Origin of the sequence: Aeromicrobium sp. UBA7512, assembly GCF_002476985.1 — a bacterium.
In the GTDB taxonomy this organism is placed as follows: Bacteria; Actinomycetota; Actinomycetes; order Propionibacteriales; family Nocardioidaceae; genus Aeromicrobium; species Aeromicrobium phoceense.
Map to the genome: position 1 here is coordinate 116,173 of NZ_DLNK01000004.1, position 16,386 is coordinate 132,558.

Genomic DNA, 16,386 nt, shown 5'->3' on the forward strand with positions numbered 1-16,386 from the left:
TTAGCGTCGAGAAGGAACACCCACCTGAGCACCATCACCCCAGCCACAGGAGGCCCCTCATGCCCACTCGTACTGCACGCACCGCCTGGGACGGCGGGTTCGAGGACGGATCCGGCCAGGTCGAGCTCACGTCCTCGGGCCTGGGCACGTTCGAGATGTCGTTCCCGAAGCGCTCGTCCGACGACGGCGGCGGCGCCACCAACCCCGAGGAGCTCATCGCCGCAGCGCACAGCGCCTGCTTCACGATGCAGCTGACGGCGCTGCTCGGACGCGCCGGCGCCACCGTGAACGCGGTGGAGACCTCGGCCGACGTGACGCTCGGCCCGGACCCCGACGGCGGCTTCCGGATCACCCAGATCACCCTCACCGTCAGGGCCGAGGCCGAGGGGATCGACGCCACCGAATTCCAGCAGGTGGCCGACGAGGCCAAGGAGACGTGCCCCGTCAGCAAGGCGCTCGACGGCGTCGACGACATCACCCTCGACGCCACCCTCGAGACCGTCTGAGTCCGCCGGACGTCCCATGGCGTCCGTTCATCGACGGGTTCCGTGACCTGCCTGCGTCGCCGTAGGCCCGCGCGTTACCCTGTGATGAGTCCACCATCCGTGCGCGATCACGCGAGCGATTTTCCCCGGAAGAGGCGATTCAGGCCGTGGCCGAGTCCTCCCCCACCGCGTCGGCGACCGACGCTCCCCATCCCGACTTCGGCAGCAACGAGTGGCTGGTCGAAGAGATGTACGACCAGTTCACCGCCGATCCGTCCTCGGTCGGCGATGAATGGGCCGACTTCTTCCGCAAGGGAGGGTACGGCTCCAACGGCGGATCCAACGGCGTGACCGAGAGCAAGGCCTCCCCGCCGAAGTCAGAGTCGTCCGAGACCCGGACCGACGAGCCGGCGCTCGAGCCCTCCAAGCAGCAGGCCGAGAAGCCGGCGACGCCCGAGAAGGCTCCGTCCGCACGCGCGGCCGAGGAGAAGAACCCGCCGGCTCCGGCCCAGGCGCCGCCCACCCCGAAGCCGGCCGAGAAGAAGCAGCCTGCCGCGGCCAAGGCACCCGCGAAGGACAAGCCGGCCGAGCAGCCCGCCGGCCCCGGCGAGGTCGAGAAGGTCATCCTGCGTGGCGCCGCCGCGCGCACCGCCACCAACATGGACGCCAGCCTCGCGGTCCCCACCGCCACGAGCGTGCGCTCCGTGCCGGTGAAGCTGCTGTTCGACCAGCGTGTCGTCATCAACAACCACCTCGCCCGCGCTCGCGGCGGCAAGGTCTCGTTCACGCACCTGATCGGCTACGCCGTCGTCCAGGCGGTGAAGTCGATGCCCGAGATGAACACCGGCTTCGAGTACAACGAGAAGGGCAAGCCGGTCCAGCTGAACCCCGAGCACATCAACTTCGGGCTCGCGGTCGACGTCCAGAAGTCCGACGGCTCGCGCCAGCTGATGGTGCCGAACATCAAGGCCGCCGAGACGATGGACTTCGCGCAGTTCTGGCGCGGCTACGAGACCATCGTGCGCAAGGCCCGCGACAACAAGCTCGAGGTCAGCGACTTCCAGGGCACGACCCTGAGCCTGACGAACCCCGGTGGCATCGGCACGAACCACTCCGTGCCGCGCCTCATGGCCGGCCAGGGCCTCATCGTGGGCGTCGGCTCGATGGACTACCCGCCGGAGTTCCAGGGCGCCTCGGCCGACACGCTGTCGCAGATGGCCGTGTCGAAGATGATGACCCTCACGTCGACTTACGACCACCGGGTCATCCAGGGCGCGCAGTCGGGCGAGTTCCTGCGTCGCGTGCACCAGCTGCTGCTGGGCGCCGAGGGCTTCTACGACGACATCTTCACGTCGCTGCGGATCCCCTACGAGCCCATCCGCTGGGCCCAGGACATCTCGGTCAACCACGACGACGACGTCGACCGCCAGGCCCGCGTGCTGGAGCTCATCCACTCCTTCCGCGTTCGCGGTCATCTGATGGCCGACACGAACCCGCTGGAGTACCGCCAGCGCACCCACCCCGACCTCGACATCGCGTCGCACGGCCTCACCCTGTGGGACCTCGACCGCGAGTTCCCCGTCGGCTCGTTCGGCAAGGCCTCGGGCAAGCGCTTCATGAAGCTGCGTGAGATCCTGGGCATCCTGCGCGACTCCTACGTGCGCACGATGGCCGTGGAGTACATGCACATCCAGGGCCCCGAGGAGCGCGCCTGGTTCCAGGAGCGCCTGGAGCGCCCGCACGTCAAGGAGCCCCGCGAGGAGCAGCTGCGCATCCTGCAGAAGCTCAACCAGGCCGAGGCCTTCGAGACCTTCCTGCAGACGAAGTTCGTCGGCCAGAAGCGCTTCAGCCTCGAGGGCGGCGAGACGATGGTCCCGCTGCTCGACGAGATCTGTGAGGGTGCTGCTGCCGACGGCCTCGAGGAGGTCTGCATCGGCATGGCGCACCGTGGTCGCCTCAACGTGCTCGTGAACATCGCCGGCAAGGACCCGGCCAACGTGTTCCGCGAGTTCGAGGGCAACATCGACCCGCGCACCGTCCAGGGCTCGGGCGACGTCAAGTACCACCTGGGCGTCGACGGCGAGTTCACCTCGGTCCGTGGCGACACGATCAAGGTCTCGGTCGCGGCGAACCCGTCGCACCTCGAGGTCGTCGACCCGGTCCTGGAGGGCATCGCCCGCGCCAAGCAGGACGTGCTGAACCGCGGCGAGGAGTTCCCGGTCCTGCCGGTCCTCGTCCACGGTGACGCAGCGTTCGCGGGCCAGGGCGTCGTCGCCGAGACGCTGAACCTGTCGCAGCTGCGGGGCTACCGCACCGGCGGCACGGTCCACGTGATCGTGAACAACCAGGTCGGCTTCACCACGAGCCCCTCGGCGTCGCGGTCCTCGACCTACTGCACCGATGTCGCCCGGATGGTCCAGGCGCCGATCTTCCACGTGAACGGCGACGACCCGGAGGCCTGCATCCGCGCCGCGCAGCTGGCCTACGAGTACCGCCGCACGTTCCACAAGGACGTCGTCATCGACCTCGTCTGCTACCGCCGTCGCGGCCACAACGAGGGCGACGACCCCAGCTTCACGCAGCCGCTGATGTACGACACGATCGAGAAGAAGAAGTCGGTGCGCAAGCTGTACACCGAGGCTCTCGTCGGCCGTGGCGACATCACGCTCGAGGAGGCCGAGGAGGCGCTGAAGGGCTACCAGAAGCTGCTCGAGCAGAACCTGGCGAAGGTCAAGCAGGCCCAGCACGACTCCGGCTACTCGCGCACGCCCGACTACCCCGAGAAGCCGTACGACGAGGAGCTCGTCACCGCGATCACCCCCGACACGCTCAAGGCCGTCTCCGACGCCTACACGAACGTGCCCGAGGGCTTCACGGTGCACCCGAAGGTGCTGCCGCAGCTGCAGCGCCGCGCGGCCTCGATCACGGCCGGCCCGATCGACTGGGGCACCGGCGAGATCATCGCGATGGGCTCGCTGCTGCTCGACGGGCGTCCCGTGCGTCTCGTCGGCCAGGACTCGCGCCGTGGCACGTTCACGACGCGCTTCGCCACGATCATCGACCGCAAGGACGGTGCCGAGTGGACCCCACTGCAGCACGTGGGCGAGGACCAGGCGTCGTTCTACATCTACGACTCGCTGCTGAGCGAGTACGCCGCGCTCGGCTTCGAGTACGGCTACTCGGTGGCACGTCCCGAGGCGCTGACGATGTGGGAGGCCCAGTTCGGCGACTTCGTCAACGGCGCCCAGTCGGTCATCGACGAGTACATCAGCTCGGGCGAGACCAAGTGGGGCCAGAAGTCCGGTGTCGTGCTGCTGCTGCCGCACGGCTACGAGGGCCAGGGCCCCGACCACTCCTCAGGACGCATCGAGCGCTTCCTGACGCTCGCGGCCAACGACGAGATGACGATCGCCCAGCCGTCGACGCCCGCGTCGTACTTCCACCTCCTGCGCCGGCAGAACCTGCAGTCGCAGCACCGTCCGCTCATCGTCTTCACGCCGAAGTCGATGCTGCGCAACAAGCTGGCCGCGAGCCAGCCGGAGGACTTCACCTCCGGCACGTTCCGTCCGGTCATCGGTGACGACACGGTGGATCCCAGCCGCGTCGAGCGGGTCATCCTGTGCTCGGGCAAGGTCACGTGGGACCTGATGACCGACCGCAAGAGCCGCGAGGGCGACAACCCCCGCACCGCGATCGTGCGTCTCGAGCAGCTCTACCCGCGTCCGCTGGCCGAGCTCAAGGAGGAGATCGCGAAGTACCCGAACGCTCGCGAGATCCGCTGGGTCCAGGACGAGCCGGAGAACCAGGGTCCGTGGCCGCACGTCGCGCTGTACCTGCGCGACGCGCTCGGTCTGCCGATGAACCCGGTCACCCGCCCGGAGTCCTCGGCTCCGTCCGTGGGCTCGCACTCGGTGCACGTCACCGAGTTCAAGGACCTGATGAACCGGGCCTTCGCCTGATCCGACGATGTACTTCACCGATCGAGGCATCGAGGAGCTGACGGCCCGCCGCGGGGAGGAGGAGGTCTCCTTCGCGTGGCTGGCCGAGCAGTTCTCGATCTTCGTCGACCTCAACCCCGAGTTCGAGGTGCCCGTCGAGCGGCTCGCCACCTGGCTGGCCCGCCTCGACGACGACGAGGACTGACACCGAGCACGCCGTCCGGCCCCGAAGTGCCCGCCACTCACCGAGTGGCGGGCACTTCTGCGCTCACCCCGCGGACCGTCCTGCCGCAGCCGGTGTCGGTAGCGGCCACTACGGTGCTGGCGTGGACTTCGATCAGCCGCCCGTCGTGCGCGTCACGGGCGTGGAGCCGGACGACTGGTCCGCCTCGATCCCCGCGGTGCGCCAACTGGCGCGTGACGGCCTCGACCTGGGGCCGGGGGTCACGTTCCTGGTCGGGGAGAACGGCTCCGGCAAGTCCACCCTCGTCGAGGCGATCGCCGTCGCCTACGGGCTGTCGCCCGAAGGCGGCTCTGCCTTCGGCCACCACCAGACCCGCGAGACCGAGTCGTCGCTGTGGAGGAGCCTCACGATCCAACGCGGGGTGGGCAGCGGCAGATGGGGGTTCTTCCTGCGCGCCGAGACGATGCACGGCTGGTACTCCTACCTCGCGGACCATCCGGGCGGCAATCCTCACGAGCCCGACTTCCACGCGATGAGCCACGGCGAGTCCTTCGTGGCGTTGCTCGAGCACCGCTTCGACGGGACCGGCTTCTACTGCCTCGACGAGCCGGAGGCCGCCCTCTCGTTCTCCAACACGCTCGCCCTCATGGCGACGCTCGACCGGATCACCCGCGACCGGGGCCAGGTCCTGTGCGCGACCCACTCCCCCGTCCTGGCGTCGCTGCCGGGGGCGCGCATCCTCGAGGTCGGCGCGTGGGGCTGGCGCGAGACCGCCTGGGAGGATCTCGAGGTCGTGCACCACTGGCGCGCGTTCCTCGACCGGCCCGACCGGTACCTGCGGCACCTGCTCGACTGACGTCCCCGGAGCAGCGGCCCCGGCTCAGCGGGTGAGGACGATCTTGCCGAACACGTCGCCGTCGATGACGCGCTGGAGGCCCTGCGCGGCGTCCTCCATGGGGATCTCGGCGTCGATCAGGGGCTTCGTGCCCGTGACGGCCATGAACTCGGCCAGCCGGCGCAGCTCCTCGCGCGTGCCCATCGTGGAGCCGTGGACGCGCATCTGCTGGAAGAAGATCCGGGTGAGCTCGGCGTGGGACGGGGCGTCGCCCGAGGTGGCGCCGGAGATCACGAGCGTGCCGCCGGGGCGCATCGAGCGGACCGAGTGCGACCACGTGGCTGCTCCCACGGTCTCCATGACGGCGTCCATCTTGACCGGCAGACGGGCACCGGACTCGAACACCTCGTGCGCGCCGATCTCGAGCGCGCGCCGGCGCTTGTCCTCGTCGCGGCTGGTGGCGTAGACGCGGAAGCCGGCCGCGCGCGCCAGCGTGATCGCGGCGGTGGCGACGCCTCCCCCGGCCCCCTGCACCAGCACGGCGTCGCCGGGGACGAGGTCGGCCTGGGTGAACAGCATCCGGTAGGCGGTCAGCCACGCCGTGGGCAGGCACGCGGCCTCGGCCATGGACAGCCCGGCGGGCTTGGGCACCACGTTGCGGCGCGGCACGGCGACCTTCTCGGCGAACGTGCCCTGGTGGCGCTCCGAGAGCAGCGAGCGCCGCGGGTCGAGCGTCTCGTCGCCCACCCAGTCGGGATCACTGATCACCGCGTGCACGATGACCTCGTTGCCGTCCTCGTCGTAGCCGGCGGCGTCGCATCCCAAGATCATCGGCAGCGCCTCCTCACGCAGGCCAACGCCGCGCAGGCTCCACACGTCGTGGTGGTTGATCGAGGCGGCCTTGACGGTCACGGTGGTCCAGCCGTCCGGCACCTCGGGATCGGGCCGCTCACCCACCACCAGGCCGTCCAGCGGGTTCTTCTTGTCCATCGAGGCGGCGTAGACGGCGAACACGAGCGATCTCCTGGGGTCGGGGCGACAACTACGGGAGCGACCCTAACCGGATCGCACTCCGCCCGTCGGCGAGGGTGGGCCGATCAGTAGGGGCGACGCGCCAGGCCGTCACGCCGGGCCGTGTCGGTGACCGCGCGGGCGACCGCCTGCGACACCCGGGGGTCGAACGGCGACGGGATGATGTGGGTCTCGGACAGCTCGTCGTCGTCCACGAGGTCGGCGATGGCGCGGGCCGCGGCCAGCTTCATCGACTCGGAGATCGTCGTGGCGCGCACGTCGAGCGCGCCACGGAAGATGCCCGGGAACACCAGCACGTTGTTGAGCTGGTTCGGGAAGTCGGAGCGTCCGGTGGCCACGATCCGCGCATGGCGGTTCGCGACGTCGGGGTGGACCTCGGGGTTCGGGTTGGCCAGCGCGAAGATGATCGCGTCGGGGGCCATCTTCGCGACGGCCTCCTCGGGCACGGTGCCGCCCGAGACGCCGACGAAGACGTCGGCCCCGTCGAGTGCGTCCGCGACCGATCCGGGACGCGCCCAGTCGGCGGTCTCCTCGGCCAGGAACCGCTTGACCTCGTTGAGGTCGTCGCGCGCGGGCGTGATCACGCCAGTGCGGTCGACGACGCTGATCTTGCGGACCCCCGCCGAGCGGAGGATCTTCGTGATGGCCACGCCCGCGGCGCCGGCGCCGGAGATGACCACCTTGATCTCGTCGGGCTCGCGGTCGGTCAGGCGCAGCGCGTTGTAGAGGCCGGCGAGCACCACCACGGCGGTGCCGTGCTGGTCGTCGTGGAAGACCGGGATGTCGAGGCGCTCGATGAGGCGGCGCTCGATCTCGAAGCAACGAGGGCTGGAGATGTCCTCCAGGTTGATGCCGCCGAACGTGGGCGCGAGCCGCACGATCGTCTCGACGATCTCGTCGGTGTCGGTGGTGTCGAGCGCGATCGGGATGGCGTCGACGCCACCGAACTGCTTGAACAGGATCGCCTTGCCCTCCATCACCGGCATCGCGGCGGCGGGGCCGATGTCGCCCAGGCCCAGGACGGCGGTGCCGTCGGTGACGACGGCCACGGTGTTGCCCACCCACGTGTACTCGTGCGCGACCTCGGGGTCGGCGGCGATGGCCTCGCACACCTTCGCGACGCCCGGCGTGTACGCCAGCGACAGGTCGTCGGCGTCGGCCACGGGTACCGTCGAGGCGACCTCCATCTTTCCGCCGCGGTGCAGCGAGAAGACAGGATCATCGTGTTCGGTGAGCGTCATGAGCAGGTCGGCATCGATCGGGTCGAGTTGGGTGGACATGGTTCCTCGCGCAACGTGGGACTACAGGTGCGGGCGGCGCCGATCCGGCTGCCGGTTGCGGTGTCGTTCCGCGGGTGAGGACGGGGTGTGCCCCAGCGTCAAGTCTCGCACACGGGTCACGCCTCGTAGTCGTCGGCCAGCGCCCGGCGGGCCGGCCCCGTGGCCAGGCATCCGAGCACGACCAGGGCCGATACGGCGATCGCCAGCGCGACCGCACGGTTGTCGCCCGTGTTGGGATCGGGATGGCGCAGCGACCAGGCCAGTCCGAGACCGATGAGCTGGGCGACCACGGCCGGGCCCCGGGCGACGTGGGCACCGCGGGCGAGACCCACCGCTGCCGCCACGAGGCCGGCGCCGACCAGCAGCAGCAGGATCCCGATCCCGACCCCGACGGCGATGCGCCCGGGAACGAGTCCGCTGAGGTCGAGCACAGCCAGGACGAGGAAGACCAGGCCTTGGAGACCCACCACGACGGCGGCGATCAGGAGCGGGACGCGGGAGGAGACAGACACGGTCTCAGGCTAACGCTGCGTGAACGCAAGCATTTTCAATGTTACGAGTATGTGACGTTTCCCTCAGAATCGGTCGGTCCACATCTGTTGTGGAGTGTGCAGAACCTTGCGAAACTGGACGAGCGTGCGCCCCGGTGCGCGGTTTCCCCCACTGCAAGCAGCCAAAGGAGTCATCCGTATGGATTGGCGACATCGTTCGGCCTGTCTGGACGAAGATCCGGAACTGTTCTTCCCGATCGGCAACACCGGCCCGGCGATCCTCCAGGTCGAAGAGGCCAAGTTGGTGTGCCGTCGTTGCGACGTTCGCGAGCAGTGCCTGCAGTGGGCCCTCGAGTCCGGCCAGGATCACGGCGTGTGGGGCGGCCTCAGCGAGGACGAGCGCCGCGCGCTCAAGCGGCGCAACGCCCGCGCCCGCATTCGCACCGCCTGATCGGGCTCACAGCCCGAACGCGATCGTCACGGTCGTGCCGCCCGACGGCATCGACTCGTAGTCCAGATCGCCCTTCAGCTCCCCCCGCACCAGTGTCGACACGATCGACAGGCCCAGGCTGAGCGTCGGATCGAAGTCGTCCGGCAGCCCTCGGCCGTCGTCACTCACGCGCAGCCGGATCCGTCCACGGATCCGGTTCACCGCGAGCATGACCCGACCGCCCTCCGGCCCGAACGCGTGCTCCGCCGCGTTCTGCACGAGCTCGGTGAGCGTCATCGCCAGCGGCGTCGCGATCTCGGCAGGCACGAGCCCGAACGAGCCCACCCGCTCGGCCTTCACCACGCCGCCGCCCACGTCCAGCACGGTGCGCAGTAGCGTGTCCGCGATCGCGTCGAACTCGACCGACTCGTCGAACGACTGGCTCAGGGTCTCGTGGACCAGCGCGATCGATCCCACCCGCCGCTCGGCCTCCTGCAGGGCCTCACGCGCGGCGGGGATCTCCATCCGGCGGCTCTGCAGCCGCAGCAGCGCCGCCACGGTCTGCAGGTTGTTCTTCACCCGGTGGTGGATCTCGCGGATCGTGGCGTCCTTCGAGACCAGCTCGCGCTCGCGCAGCCGCAGCTCGGTGACGTCGCGCAGCAGGATGAGCGAGCCCGTCGCCGCTCCCCCGCTGCGCAGCGGCATGATCCGCAGCAGCATCGACGCGCCGCCGCTCTCGATCTCGGCCTCCGCCTCGCCGGCCCCGAACAGCGCGCTGAAGGGCCGGTCGGCATCGGCGCCGATGAGGCGGGTCGTCAGGTCGATGAGGTCGGCGCCGCGCAGGTCGCCGGCATAGCCCAGCCGGCGGTAGGCCGAGAGGGCGTTCGGACTCGCGTAGGAGACCAGTCCGTCGGCGTCGGTACGCACGAAGCCGTCGCCCACGCGCAGGGAGTCGGCCAGCTCGGACGGGACGCCCGGCAGCGGGAACTCGCCCCGCTGGATCATCTCGAACAGCTCCTCGCTCGTGCGCTGGTACGCCGACTCGAGGGCACCCGCGGCGCGGCGGTCGGTGGCGGGCCGGCGCGTGACGATGAGCGCGATCCTGCGCCCGGCCCACATGACCGGCACAGGCGCCTGGACCACCACCGCACCGTCGGCCAGGACCTCGTCGTCGATGTCGGACAGGTCGCGCGGGACGAACGTGCCCACGACGTCCTCGAGCAGCGTGGTGGGGCCGGTGGTCGGGCGGATCTGCGCGGCCGCCCACATCCCCTTCTCCTCGGCGTCCTCCACCCACAGCACCAGGTCGCTGAAGGACAGGTCGGCGACGATCTGCCAGTCGGTCACCAGCAGCTGCAGACGGTCGATCTGCGCGGTGGTCAGCGCCGTCTGAGCGTCGGCGATGTCTTCGAAGGAGGGCACGTTCCGAGCCTAGGGCTCCGTCGGAAGCGACTCGCGGGTAACCTGCGTCACATGACCGAAGACCAGCAGCAGGACGCCACGTTCCCCGAGCCCACCGGGCCGCACGGCGGCCACCACGCACTCGACGTCGCGCGCGCCCACGGCGCCGAGGCGATGTTCACCCTCTCGGGCGCCCACATCTTCCCGATGTACGACGCGGCCGTGAAGTCCGAGCAGCCGATGCCGATCATCGACGTGCGTCACGAGCCGTCGGCCGTCTTCGCCGCCGAGGCCATCGGCAAGCTGACGCGCACCCCGGGCCTGGCCGTCCTGACCGCCGGCCCGGGCGTCACCAACGGCGTCAGCCCCGTGGCGCAGGCGTACTTCTCGGGCTCGCCGCTGGTCGTCGTGGGCGGTCGCGCCGCCGCGTCGACGTGGGGCACCGGCACCCTTCAGGAGCTGGACCACCCGCCGATCTTCGAGACCATCACGAAGTCGGCCACCACGGCGCGCAGCCTGGCCGACATCGCGCCCGTCGTCGACGAGGCGTTCACCCTCGCCGGCTCCTCGCACCGCGGCCCGACCTTCGTCGACATCCCGATGGACGAGTTCTTCAACTCCGGTCCGGTGGAGCACGTGTCGACCGGCCCTTCGAAGGACCGCCTCGAGCCCGATCCCGACGCCGTCGCCCGCATCGTGCGGCTGCTGGCGCAGGCGCGGCGTCCAGTCGTCATCCTGGGCAGCGACGTGTGGTCCGACCACGCGGAGGAGGCCGCCCTGCGCTTCGTGCAGGAGACCGGCATCCCGGCGATCGCCAACGGCATGGGCCGCGGCATCGTCCCCGGCGGCCACCCGAACCTCGTGACGAAGGCGCGCTCGCGCGCCCTGGGCACCGCCGATCTCGTCGTGGTCGTGGGCACGCCGCTCGACTTCCGGCTGGGCTTCGGCCGCTTCGGCGGCAAGGAGGGCGGCGACCCCGCCGTCACGGTGCACGTCGCGGACTCCCCCGGCCAGGTGTCCACGCACGCGTCGCTCGGCGGCTCGGTCGCCGGCGACCTCAGCCTCGTCTTCGACGCCCTGCTCCAGGGACTGCAGTCGGGCACGTCGCGTCCCGACTGGACGCCGTGGCTCGGCGAGCTGCAGGACGTCGTCGCCTCCGCCGTGGAGCGTGACTCGGCCCTGCTCACCGCCGAGGCGGATCCGATCCACCCCGCCCGCATCTACGGTGAACTGCTGCCGCGGCTGGCCGACGACGCGGTCGTGATCGGCGACGGTGGCGACTTCGTGTCGTTCGCCGGCAAGTTCGTCGAGCCCCAGCGACCCGGCGGCTGGCTCGACCCCGGACCGTACGGCTGCCTCGGTGCCGGCCTCGGCGCGGCGATGGCTGCCCGCATCGCCCGCCCGTCCAGCCAGGTCGTGCTGCTGATGGGCGACGGCGCCGCGGGCATGTCCCTCATCGACGTCGACACGCTCGTGCGTCACAACCTCCCGGTCGTCATCGTCGTGGGCAACAACTCGGCGTGGGGCCTGGAGAAGCCCCCGATGCAGATGCTCTACGGCTACGACGTGGCCGCCGACCTGGCGCCCAACACCCGGTACGACCAGGTCGTCGAGGCGCTCGGCGGCGGTGGCGAGTTCGTCACCGACCCGCGCGAGATCGGCCCCGCCCTGGACCGCGCGTTCGCCTCGGGCGTGCCCTACCTGGTGAACGTCGCCACGGACGTCAACGCGCTCTACCCGCGCAACACGATGGGCGTGTGAGCGTGGCCGGCGACGCGGGTCACGCCAGCGTGACCCACACCGTCGGGCCCGAGCACACCGCCCGCGCGGTGGGCAGCGGCGACCTCGAGGTGCTCGGGACGCCGGTCCTGCTGGCCTGGCTGGAGGAGGCCACGTGCGCCGCCCTCGACCTGGAGGACAGCCAGACCAGCGTGGGCACCCGCGTGGAGGTGCAGCACCTGGCCGCCAGCGGGGTCGGCGCCACGATCACCGCCACGGCCTCGCTCACCCAGCGCGACGGGCGGATGGTGATCTTCGAGGTCTCCGCACGCGACGGCAACGAGGTCCTCGTGGCCAGTGGCCAGGTGCGCCGCATCGTGGTCGAGCGCGAGCGGTTCCTGTCCCGTGTGCCCCCGGTCGACTGAGTGTGCGAGACTTGATGGTCAGCGTTTTGAGGAGGAACCATGGGCAAGACCGGTCGCAAGCGCCGGGCGCGTCGCAAGAAGGGCGCGAACCACGGTAAGCGCCCCAACGCGTGAGAACGCGCCGATAACGCACGAAACCCCATCCAGCGGATGGGGTTTCGTCGTCTCCAGGTCAGGGTGACTCGGTGCGGATCTCCACCTGGATCGTGCGGATCTGGAACATGACCTTCTCGCGCAGCGGGGTGGGCGCCACCTCGGTGCACGACCGGCCGACGAGCGCCTTGACGATCTGCTCGAGGTGGTACTCGTTCAGGCAGTCGGAACAGTCGTCGAGGTGGGACTGGATCTCGTCGCAGCTGGCGGTGTCGATCTCGTGGTCGAGGAAGACGTAGAGGTTCTCCAGCGCCTTCTCGCAATCGGGTCCTTCGCAGCTCACTTCGCGTCACCTCCAGCAGGAACCTTCATACCGCGCTCGCGGGCGTAGTCCGTGAGCAGCTCGCGCAGCTGACGCCGTCCGCGGTGGAGCCGCGACATCACGGTGCCGATGGGCGTGTCCATGATCTCCGCGATCTCCTTGTAGGGGAACCCCTCGACATCGGCCAGGTACACCGCGTAGCGGAAGTCCTCGGGCAGCTGCTGGAGGGCGTCCTTCACGTCGGAGTCGGGCAGGCGCTCGAGCGCCTCCATCTCCGCCGACTTCAGCCCCGAGGAGCTGTGGGCCGCCGCCGCCGCGATCTGCCAGTCCTCGACCTCGTCGGTCACCTGCTGGGGCTGGCGCTGCTTCTTGCGGTAGTGGTTGATGTACGTGTTGGTGAGGATCCGGTACAGCCAGGCCTTCAGGTTCGTGCCGGGCTTGAACTGGTGGAAGGCGCTGAACGCCTTGGCATAGGTCTCCTGCACCAGGTCTTCGGCGTCCTGGGGATTGCGGGTCATGCGCAGAGCGGCCGAGTACAGCTGGTCGAGGAAGGGAAGGGCGTCGGCCTCGAATCGGGCTTGGCGCTCCTCCGTGGTCTCGGTCGACGGGTCCACGACGGTGTCGTCAGTCATCGTCGCCCAGCCTACTGCGGCAGGACGTACGGGGCATGCGAGCATTCAAAACCTCCTGCTTGGTCAAACGGCTCGCGGCGCCCCGCTATTCCCCCTCGAGCGGAAGCGGCTCGACCAGCTCGGGGCCGTTGTTGCGCACGTTGTTGACCTCGGTGGACACCGGCCACGTGTCCAGCACGCCCGGCGTGGCCGGCACCAGGTGCTCGAGCGCCTCGGGCCACGGCTCGGCCGCCAGCCAGTGCTCGGCGACCTCGGCACCGACGATCAGGGGCGCGCGGTCGTGGATGCGCCCGTCCTCGCCCTCGGCCGACGTGGTGAGGATCGTGTAGGTGAGCAGCCACTCCCCTTCGGGGTCCTTCCAGAACTCGTAGAGCCCCGCGAGGCCGAGTCCGCCCTCGGCGCTCATGAAGAAGGGCTGCTTGGGCGGGCGCTTCGCGCCGGGCTCCGCCTCGGGCTGGTACCACTCGTAGAACCCGTCGGCCGGGACGATCGCGCGCCGCTTGGCGAAGGCCGACCGGAAGGACGGCTTCTCGGCGACGGTCTCGCTGCGGGCGTTGATGAGGCGGTTGCCGATCGAGGGGTCCTTGGCCCACGAGGGAACCAGGCCCCACTTCGCGGTGACGAGCTCGCGCCGGGGGCCGGCGTCACCGGAGCGCGCGACGACGAGGGGCGCCAGCTTGGTGGGCGCGAGGTTGAAGTCGGGTCCGGTGTCGACGAACAGGTCGCCCAGATCGGCCTCGAAGTCGTCGACGAGGGTGGTCGGGGTCCGGGACGTCGCGTAACGGCCGCACATGCGACCCAGCCTAGGCGCGACGACCGACGCTCCGGCCGCCCGGCGGGTTCCGCCACACCCGAGATGGGGGCGGACCCCGCCGGTCAACCGGTGAGTGCGTCGAGCACCCAGGTCACGTCCTGTGCGACCGGCGGCAGCAGCTCGAGCCACACCCGGGGCGGGGGCGACTCGAACGTCCGGCGCAGCAGGACGGTGACCAGGCTCAGCGTCGGCTGGTCCAGCCGACGTCGTTCGGCCAGGACGCAGAAGCGTCGTGGGCTCAGCTGTGCGATGACCTCGTCGCCCGGGAACACCGTGCGCAGGGCGACGCTCACGTCGACCGCGTGCAGCGCCTGCTCCAGCACCTGGCCGGCCTGCCGGGGCAGCTCGACCACGACGAGACCGTGACGGTCCGTGACCGTGGAGTCGTCCCTGATCGCCCCGCGGTACAGCCCGTCCAGGCTGTGCCGCAGGTGCGCCAGGGTCGACAACTGGGTCAGCGGGTCCTCGCACGACGTCTCGAGCTGCAGCGCCCGGGACGTCTCGGCCCACGCCACGGCAACCCCACGGACCATCGCGAACGACGGTTCGAGGCCGTCGAAGGCCCTCTCCACGCGGTCGAGGACCTCGTGGAGTGGAACTCCGAGAGACGCTGCACTCGCTCCCACCTCGTGTGCAACGTCCACTGCGTCCACCTGACCGGCACGGACCGCCGAGTCGAGGTCGACATAGCTGACGTCGAAGGGGTTCATCCGTGCCTCCTCTCGCAAGGGTCGGGCGTGGTCGCCGTGTGACACCTAGGGGACGGTTCACCGGGGCCCCCATGACGCGACTTTCCGCACGGATCGTGGGTAACGGCGAGTTCATGCAGTCGCCGCCGGGAAAAAACGGGCCCGTGACTAGTCACAAAGGGCCACAGGAACCACGGACAGCAGCGCGAACGACACCTAGACTGAGGAAGGTGGCCGGTCGTGGTCACGCGTAGGCACCCACGCGACCACTCGGGAAAGGGGCAGGCAGTGACCATCGACGCCTCCTCCTCTGCCCTGGGTCATGAGCGGAGCGACGCCGATCTGCTGACCGCCGTCCGCGAGGGCGACTCGGCGGCGTACGGCGACCTCTACACCCGGCACCAGGCCGCGGCGCTGCGCCTGGCACGCCAGCTGATGCGCGGTGCCGACGCCGACGACCTCGTCGCGGAGGCCTTCACCAAGGTGCTGGTCACGGTCCAGAAGGGCGGCGGCCCGCAGGAGTCCTTCCGCGCCTACCTGCTCACCGCGGTCCGCCGGCTGCACGTCGACCGCATCCGCGCCGTCACCCGCGAGCGCCCCACCGACGACCAGTTCGAGCTGGACGGCCGGGTGGACTTCGTCGACACCGCCGAGCTCGGCTTCGAGCGCACCACCACCGCGGAGGCGTTCGCCTCGCTGCCCGAGCGCTGGCAGATGGTGCTCTGGCACCTCGACGTCGAGGGACAGAAGCCCGCCGAGATCGCGCCGATGCTGGGGATGAGCGCGAACAGCGTCTCGGCCCTGGCTTACCGGGCGCGTGAGGGCCTGCGTCAGGCCTACCTCCAGAAGCACCTCGTCCCGACGACGACGCCCGAGTGCCAGTTCGCGATCGGCAACCTGGGCGCGTTCGTGCGTGGCGGGCTGTCGCGCCGCGACGCCGGCAAGGTGCAGCGGCACCTCGACGAGTGCCGCGCGTGCATGGGCCTGTACCTCGAGCTCCAGGACTTCAACCACGGCCTGGCCGGCATCCTGGCCCCGGCCATCCTCGGCACCGCGGCCGCGGGATACCTGCAGGGCACCGGCGCCGCCGGCGGCCTGGCCGCTGCCGGGGGCGGCGGGAATGGCGGTGGTGGCGGTGGAGGTGCCGGTGCCGGCGGCGGAGCGGGTGCCGTTGGTGGATCCACGTCGGGCTTCATGGGCGTCCTGGGCACGATCGGCCCGGCCGGCATCGCCGCCGGCGCCGCGGCCAGCGTCGTCGTGATCGCCGGCGCCACCGCGCTCATCACCGTGGATCGTCCGCCGGCCGTGGAGAACACCACCCGCGCCGCTGCCCCCGGTGCTGCGGCCCTGCCCGGCGGTGCAGCCGCGGATGCGGCGGCACCCGACGTGGGCGCCCTCCCCGACCCGATGGTGTGGCAGGACCCCCCGGAGGAGGCGCCCGCCGACGGCGACGAGGATCCGCCGGCCGACGACCCGGCGATCGACGAGCCGTTCCCCGACGAGCCCCAGCCGCTGCCGCCCGTGCCGACCACCGAGCCGACCGCGGAGCCCACGACGGAACCGACCACGGAACCGACGACCGAGCCCACGACGGAACCGACCACGGAACCGACCAC

17 protein-coding genes are annotated in these 16,386 nt (G+C 70.4%); 9 read left to right on the plus strand and 8 right to left on the minus strand.

All coding sequences use genetic code 11. The features are described from left to right. The first annotated feature begins 59 nt into the window (after positions 1-59). The 4 genes from B2363_RS06235 (at position 60) to B2363_RS06250 (ending at position 5,463) form a co-directional block, all read left to right on the plus strand. The gene (locus B2363_RS06235; RefSeq protein ID WP_181756551.1) at positions 60-506 is read left to right on the plus strand and encodes an OsmC family peroxiredoxin; all 447 of its coding nucleotides are present in this window, start codon (positions 60-62) and stop codon (positions 504-506) included. Between the two features lie 146 nt (positions 507-652). Further along, on the plus strand, positions 653-4,444 hold the full coding sequence (locus B2363_RS06240) for a multifunctional oxoglutarate decarboxylase/oxoglutarate dehydrogenase thiamine pyrophosphate-binding subunit/dihydrolipoyllysine-residue succinyltransferase subunit (protein ID WP_286929166.1): 3,792 nt from the start codon (positions 653-655) through the stop codon (positions 4,442-4,444). A gap of 7 nt (positions 4,445-4,451) precedes the next feature. Further along, entirely contained in the window at positions 4,452-4,628 is a 177-nt protein-coding gene (locus B2363_RS06245; RefSeq protein WP_153303010.1) for a DUF6104 family protein, read from the plus strand. Between the two features lie 121 nt (positions 4,629-4,749). After that, positions 4,750-5,463 carry an AAA family ATPase gene (locus B2363_RS06250; RefSeq protein WP_286929169.1) on the plus strand — a complete coding sequence of 238 codons (714 nt, stop codon included), beginning with the start codon at positions 4,750-4,752 and terminating at the stop codon, positions 5,461-5,463. A 24-nt stretch (positions 5,464-5,487) separates the two neighbouring features. Here B2363_RS06250 and B2363_RS06255 read toward each other — a convergent pair whose 3' ends face one another. From B2363_RS06255 to B2363_RS06265, 3 genes are all read right to left on the minus strand, one after another. Next, the gene (locus B2363_RS06255) at positions 5,488-6,456 is read right to left on the minus strand and encodes a zinc-binding dehydrogenase (protein ID WP_286929170.1); all 969 of its coding nucleotides are present in this window, start codon (positions 6,454-6,456) and stop codon (positions 5,488-5,490) included. 83 nt (positions 6,457-6,539) lie between these two features. Then, positions 6,540-7,754, minus strand: a complete 1,215-nt coding sequence (locus tag B2363_RS06260; protein ID WP_276568839.1) for an NAD(P)-dependent malic enzyme — start codon at positions 7,752-7,754, stop codon at positions 6,540-6,542. 116 nt (positions 7,755-7,870) lie between these two features. Further along, positions 7,871-8,266: a hypothetical protein gene (locus B2363_RS06265; RefSeq protein ID WP_286929173.1), complete on the minus strand. Its 396-nt coding sequence runs from the start codon at positions 8,264-8,266 to the stop codon at positions 7,871-7,873. 178 nt (positions 8,267-8,444) lie between these two features. Between B2363_RS06265 and B2363_RS06270 the strand changes: the two genes are divergently transcribed. Next, entirely contained in the window at positions 8,445-8,696 is a 252-nt protein-coding gene (locus B2363_RS06270) for a WhiB family transcriptional regulator (protein ID WP_078700492.1), read from the plus strand. Between the two features lie 6 nt (positions 8,697-8,702). On the opposite strand, the gene B2363_RS06275 is transcribed toward B2363_RS06270, so the two are convergent. Next, on the minus strand, positions 8,703-10,097 hold the full coding sequence (locus B2363_RS06275) for a sensor histidine kinase (RefSeq protein ID WP_286929175.1): 1,395 nt from the start codon (positions 10,095-10,097) through the stop codon (positions 8,703-8,705). A 51-nt stretch (positions 10,098-10,148) separates the two neighbouring features. On the opposite strand from B2363_RS06275, the gene B2363_RS06280 reads away from it, so the two are divergent. From B2363_RS06280 to B2363_RS16285, 3 genes are read left to right on the plus strand one after another with little or no spacing between them, the layout of a single operon-like run. After that, positions 10,149-11,837 (plus strand): acetolactate synthase, encoded by a 1,689-nt coding sequence (locus tag B2363_RS06280; RefSeq protein WP_286929177.1) that lies wholly within the window; start codon positions 10,149-10,151, stop codon positions 11,835-11,837. Beyond that, positions 11,834-12,220, plus strand: a complete 387-nt coding sequence (locus B2363_RS06285; protein WP_286929178.1) for a thioesterase family protein — start codon at positions 11,834-11,836, stop codon at positions 12,218-12,220. Before B2363_RS06280 ends, B2363_RS06285 begins: the two co-directional genes overlap by 4 nt. 39 nt (positions 12,221-12,259) lie before the next feature. Continuing rightward, positions 12,260-12,334: a 50S ribosomal protein bL37 gene (locus tag B2363_RS16285; RefSeq protein ID WP_369797015.1), complete on the plus strand. Its 75-nt coding sequence runs from the start codon at positions 12,260-12,262 to the stop codon at positions 12,332-12,334. Positions 12,335-12,392: 58 nt separating this feature from the next. On the opposite strand, the gene rsrA is transcribed toward B2363_RS16285, so the two are convergent. The 4 genes from rsrA to B2363_RS06305 form a co-directional block, all read right to left on the minus strand. After that, a complete protein-coding gene (gene rsrA, locus B2363_RS06290) occupies positions 12,393-12,656 on the minus strand; it encodes a mycothiol system anti-sigma-R factor (protein ID WP_078700489.1) in 264 nt (87 codons plus the stop codon). After that, positions 12,653-13,267, minus strand: coding sequence for a sigma-70 family RNA polymerase sigma factor (locus B2363_RS06295; protein ID WP_181756543.1), 615 nt, complete (start codon positions 13,265-13,267; stop codon positions 12,653-12,655). The genes rsrA and B2363_RS06295 overlap by 4 nt, the downstream gene beginning before the upstream one ends. A gap of 85 nt (positions 13,268-13,352) precedes the next feature. Then, positions 13,353-14,060, minus strand: a complete 708-nt coding sequence (locus B2363_RS06300) for an SOS response-associated peptidase (protein WP_286929179.1) — start codon at positions 14,058-14,060, stop codon at positions 13,353-13,355. Positions 14,061-14,143: 83 nt separating this feature from the next. Beyond that, positions 14,144-14,653, minus strand: coding sequence for a hypothetical protein (locus B2363_RS06305; protein ID WP_286929181.1), 510 nt, complete (start codon positions 14,651-14,653; stop codon positions 14,144-14,146). A 405-nt stretch (positions 14,654-15,058) separates the two neighbouring features. Here B2363_RS06305 and B2363_RS06310 point away from each other — a divergent pair. Next, on the plus strand, positions 15,059-16,386 hold a 1,328-nt coding region (locus B2363_RS06310; RefSeq protein ID WP_286929182.1), incomplete at its 3' end, for a sigma-70 family RNA polymerase sigma factor.

Coding starts and splice junctions, on each gene's coding strand:
- B2363_RS06300 (WP_286929179.1), bottom strand. CDS start 14,060: ATGTGCGGCCGTTACGCGACGTCCCGGACCCCGACCACCCTCGTCGAC.
- B2363_RS06280 (WP_286929177.1), top strand. CDS start 10,149: ATGACCGAAGACCAGCAGCAGGACGCCACGTTCCCCGAGCCCACCGGG.
- B2363_RS06270 (WP_078700492.1), top strand. CDS start 8,445: ATGGATTGGCGACATCGTTCGGCCTGTCTGGACGAAGATCCGGAACTG.
- B2363_RS06260 (WP_276568839.1), bottom strand. CDS start 7,754: ATGTCCACCCAACTCGACCCGATCGATGCCGACCTGCTCATGACGCTC.
- B2363_RS06295 (WP_181756543.1), bottom strand. CDS start 13,267: ATGACTGACGACACCGTCGTGGACCCGTCGACCGAGACCACGGAGGAG.
- B2363_RS06235 (WP_181756551.1), top strand. CDS start 60: ATGCCCACTCGTACTGCACGCACCGCCTGGGACGGCGGGTTCGAGGAC.
- B2363_RS06245 (WP_153303010.1), top strand. CDS start 4,452: ATGTACTTCACCGATCGAGGCATCGAGGAGCTGACGGCCCGCCGCGGG.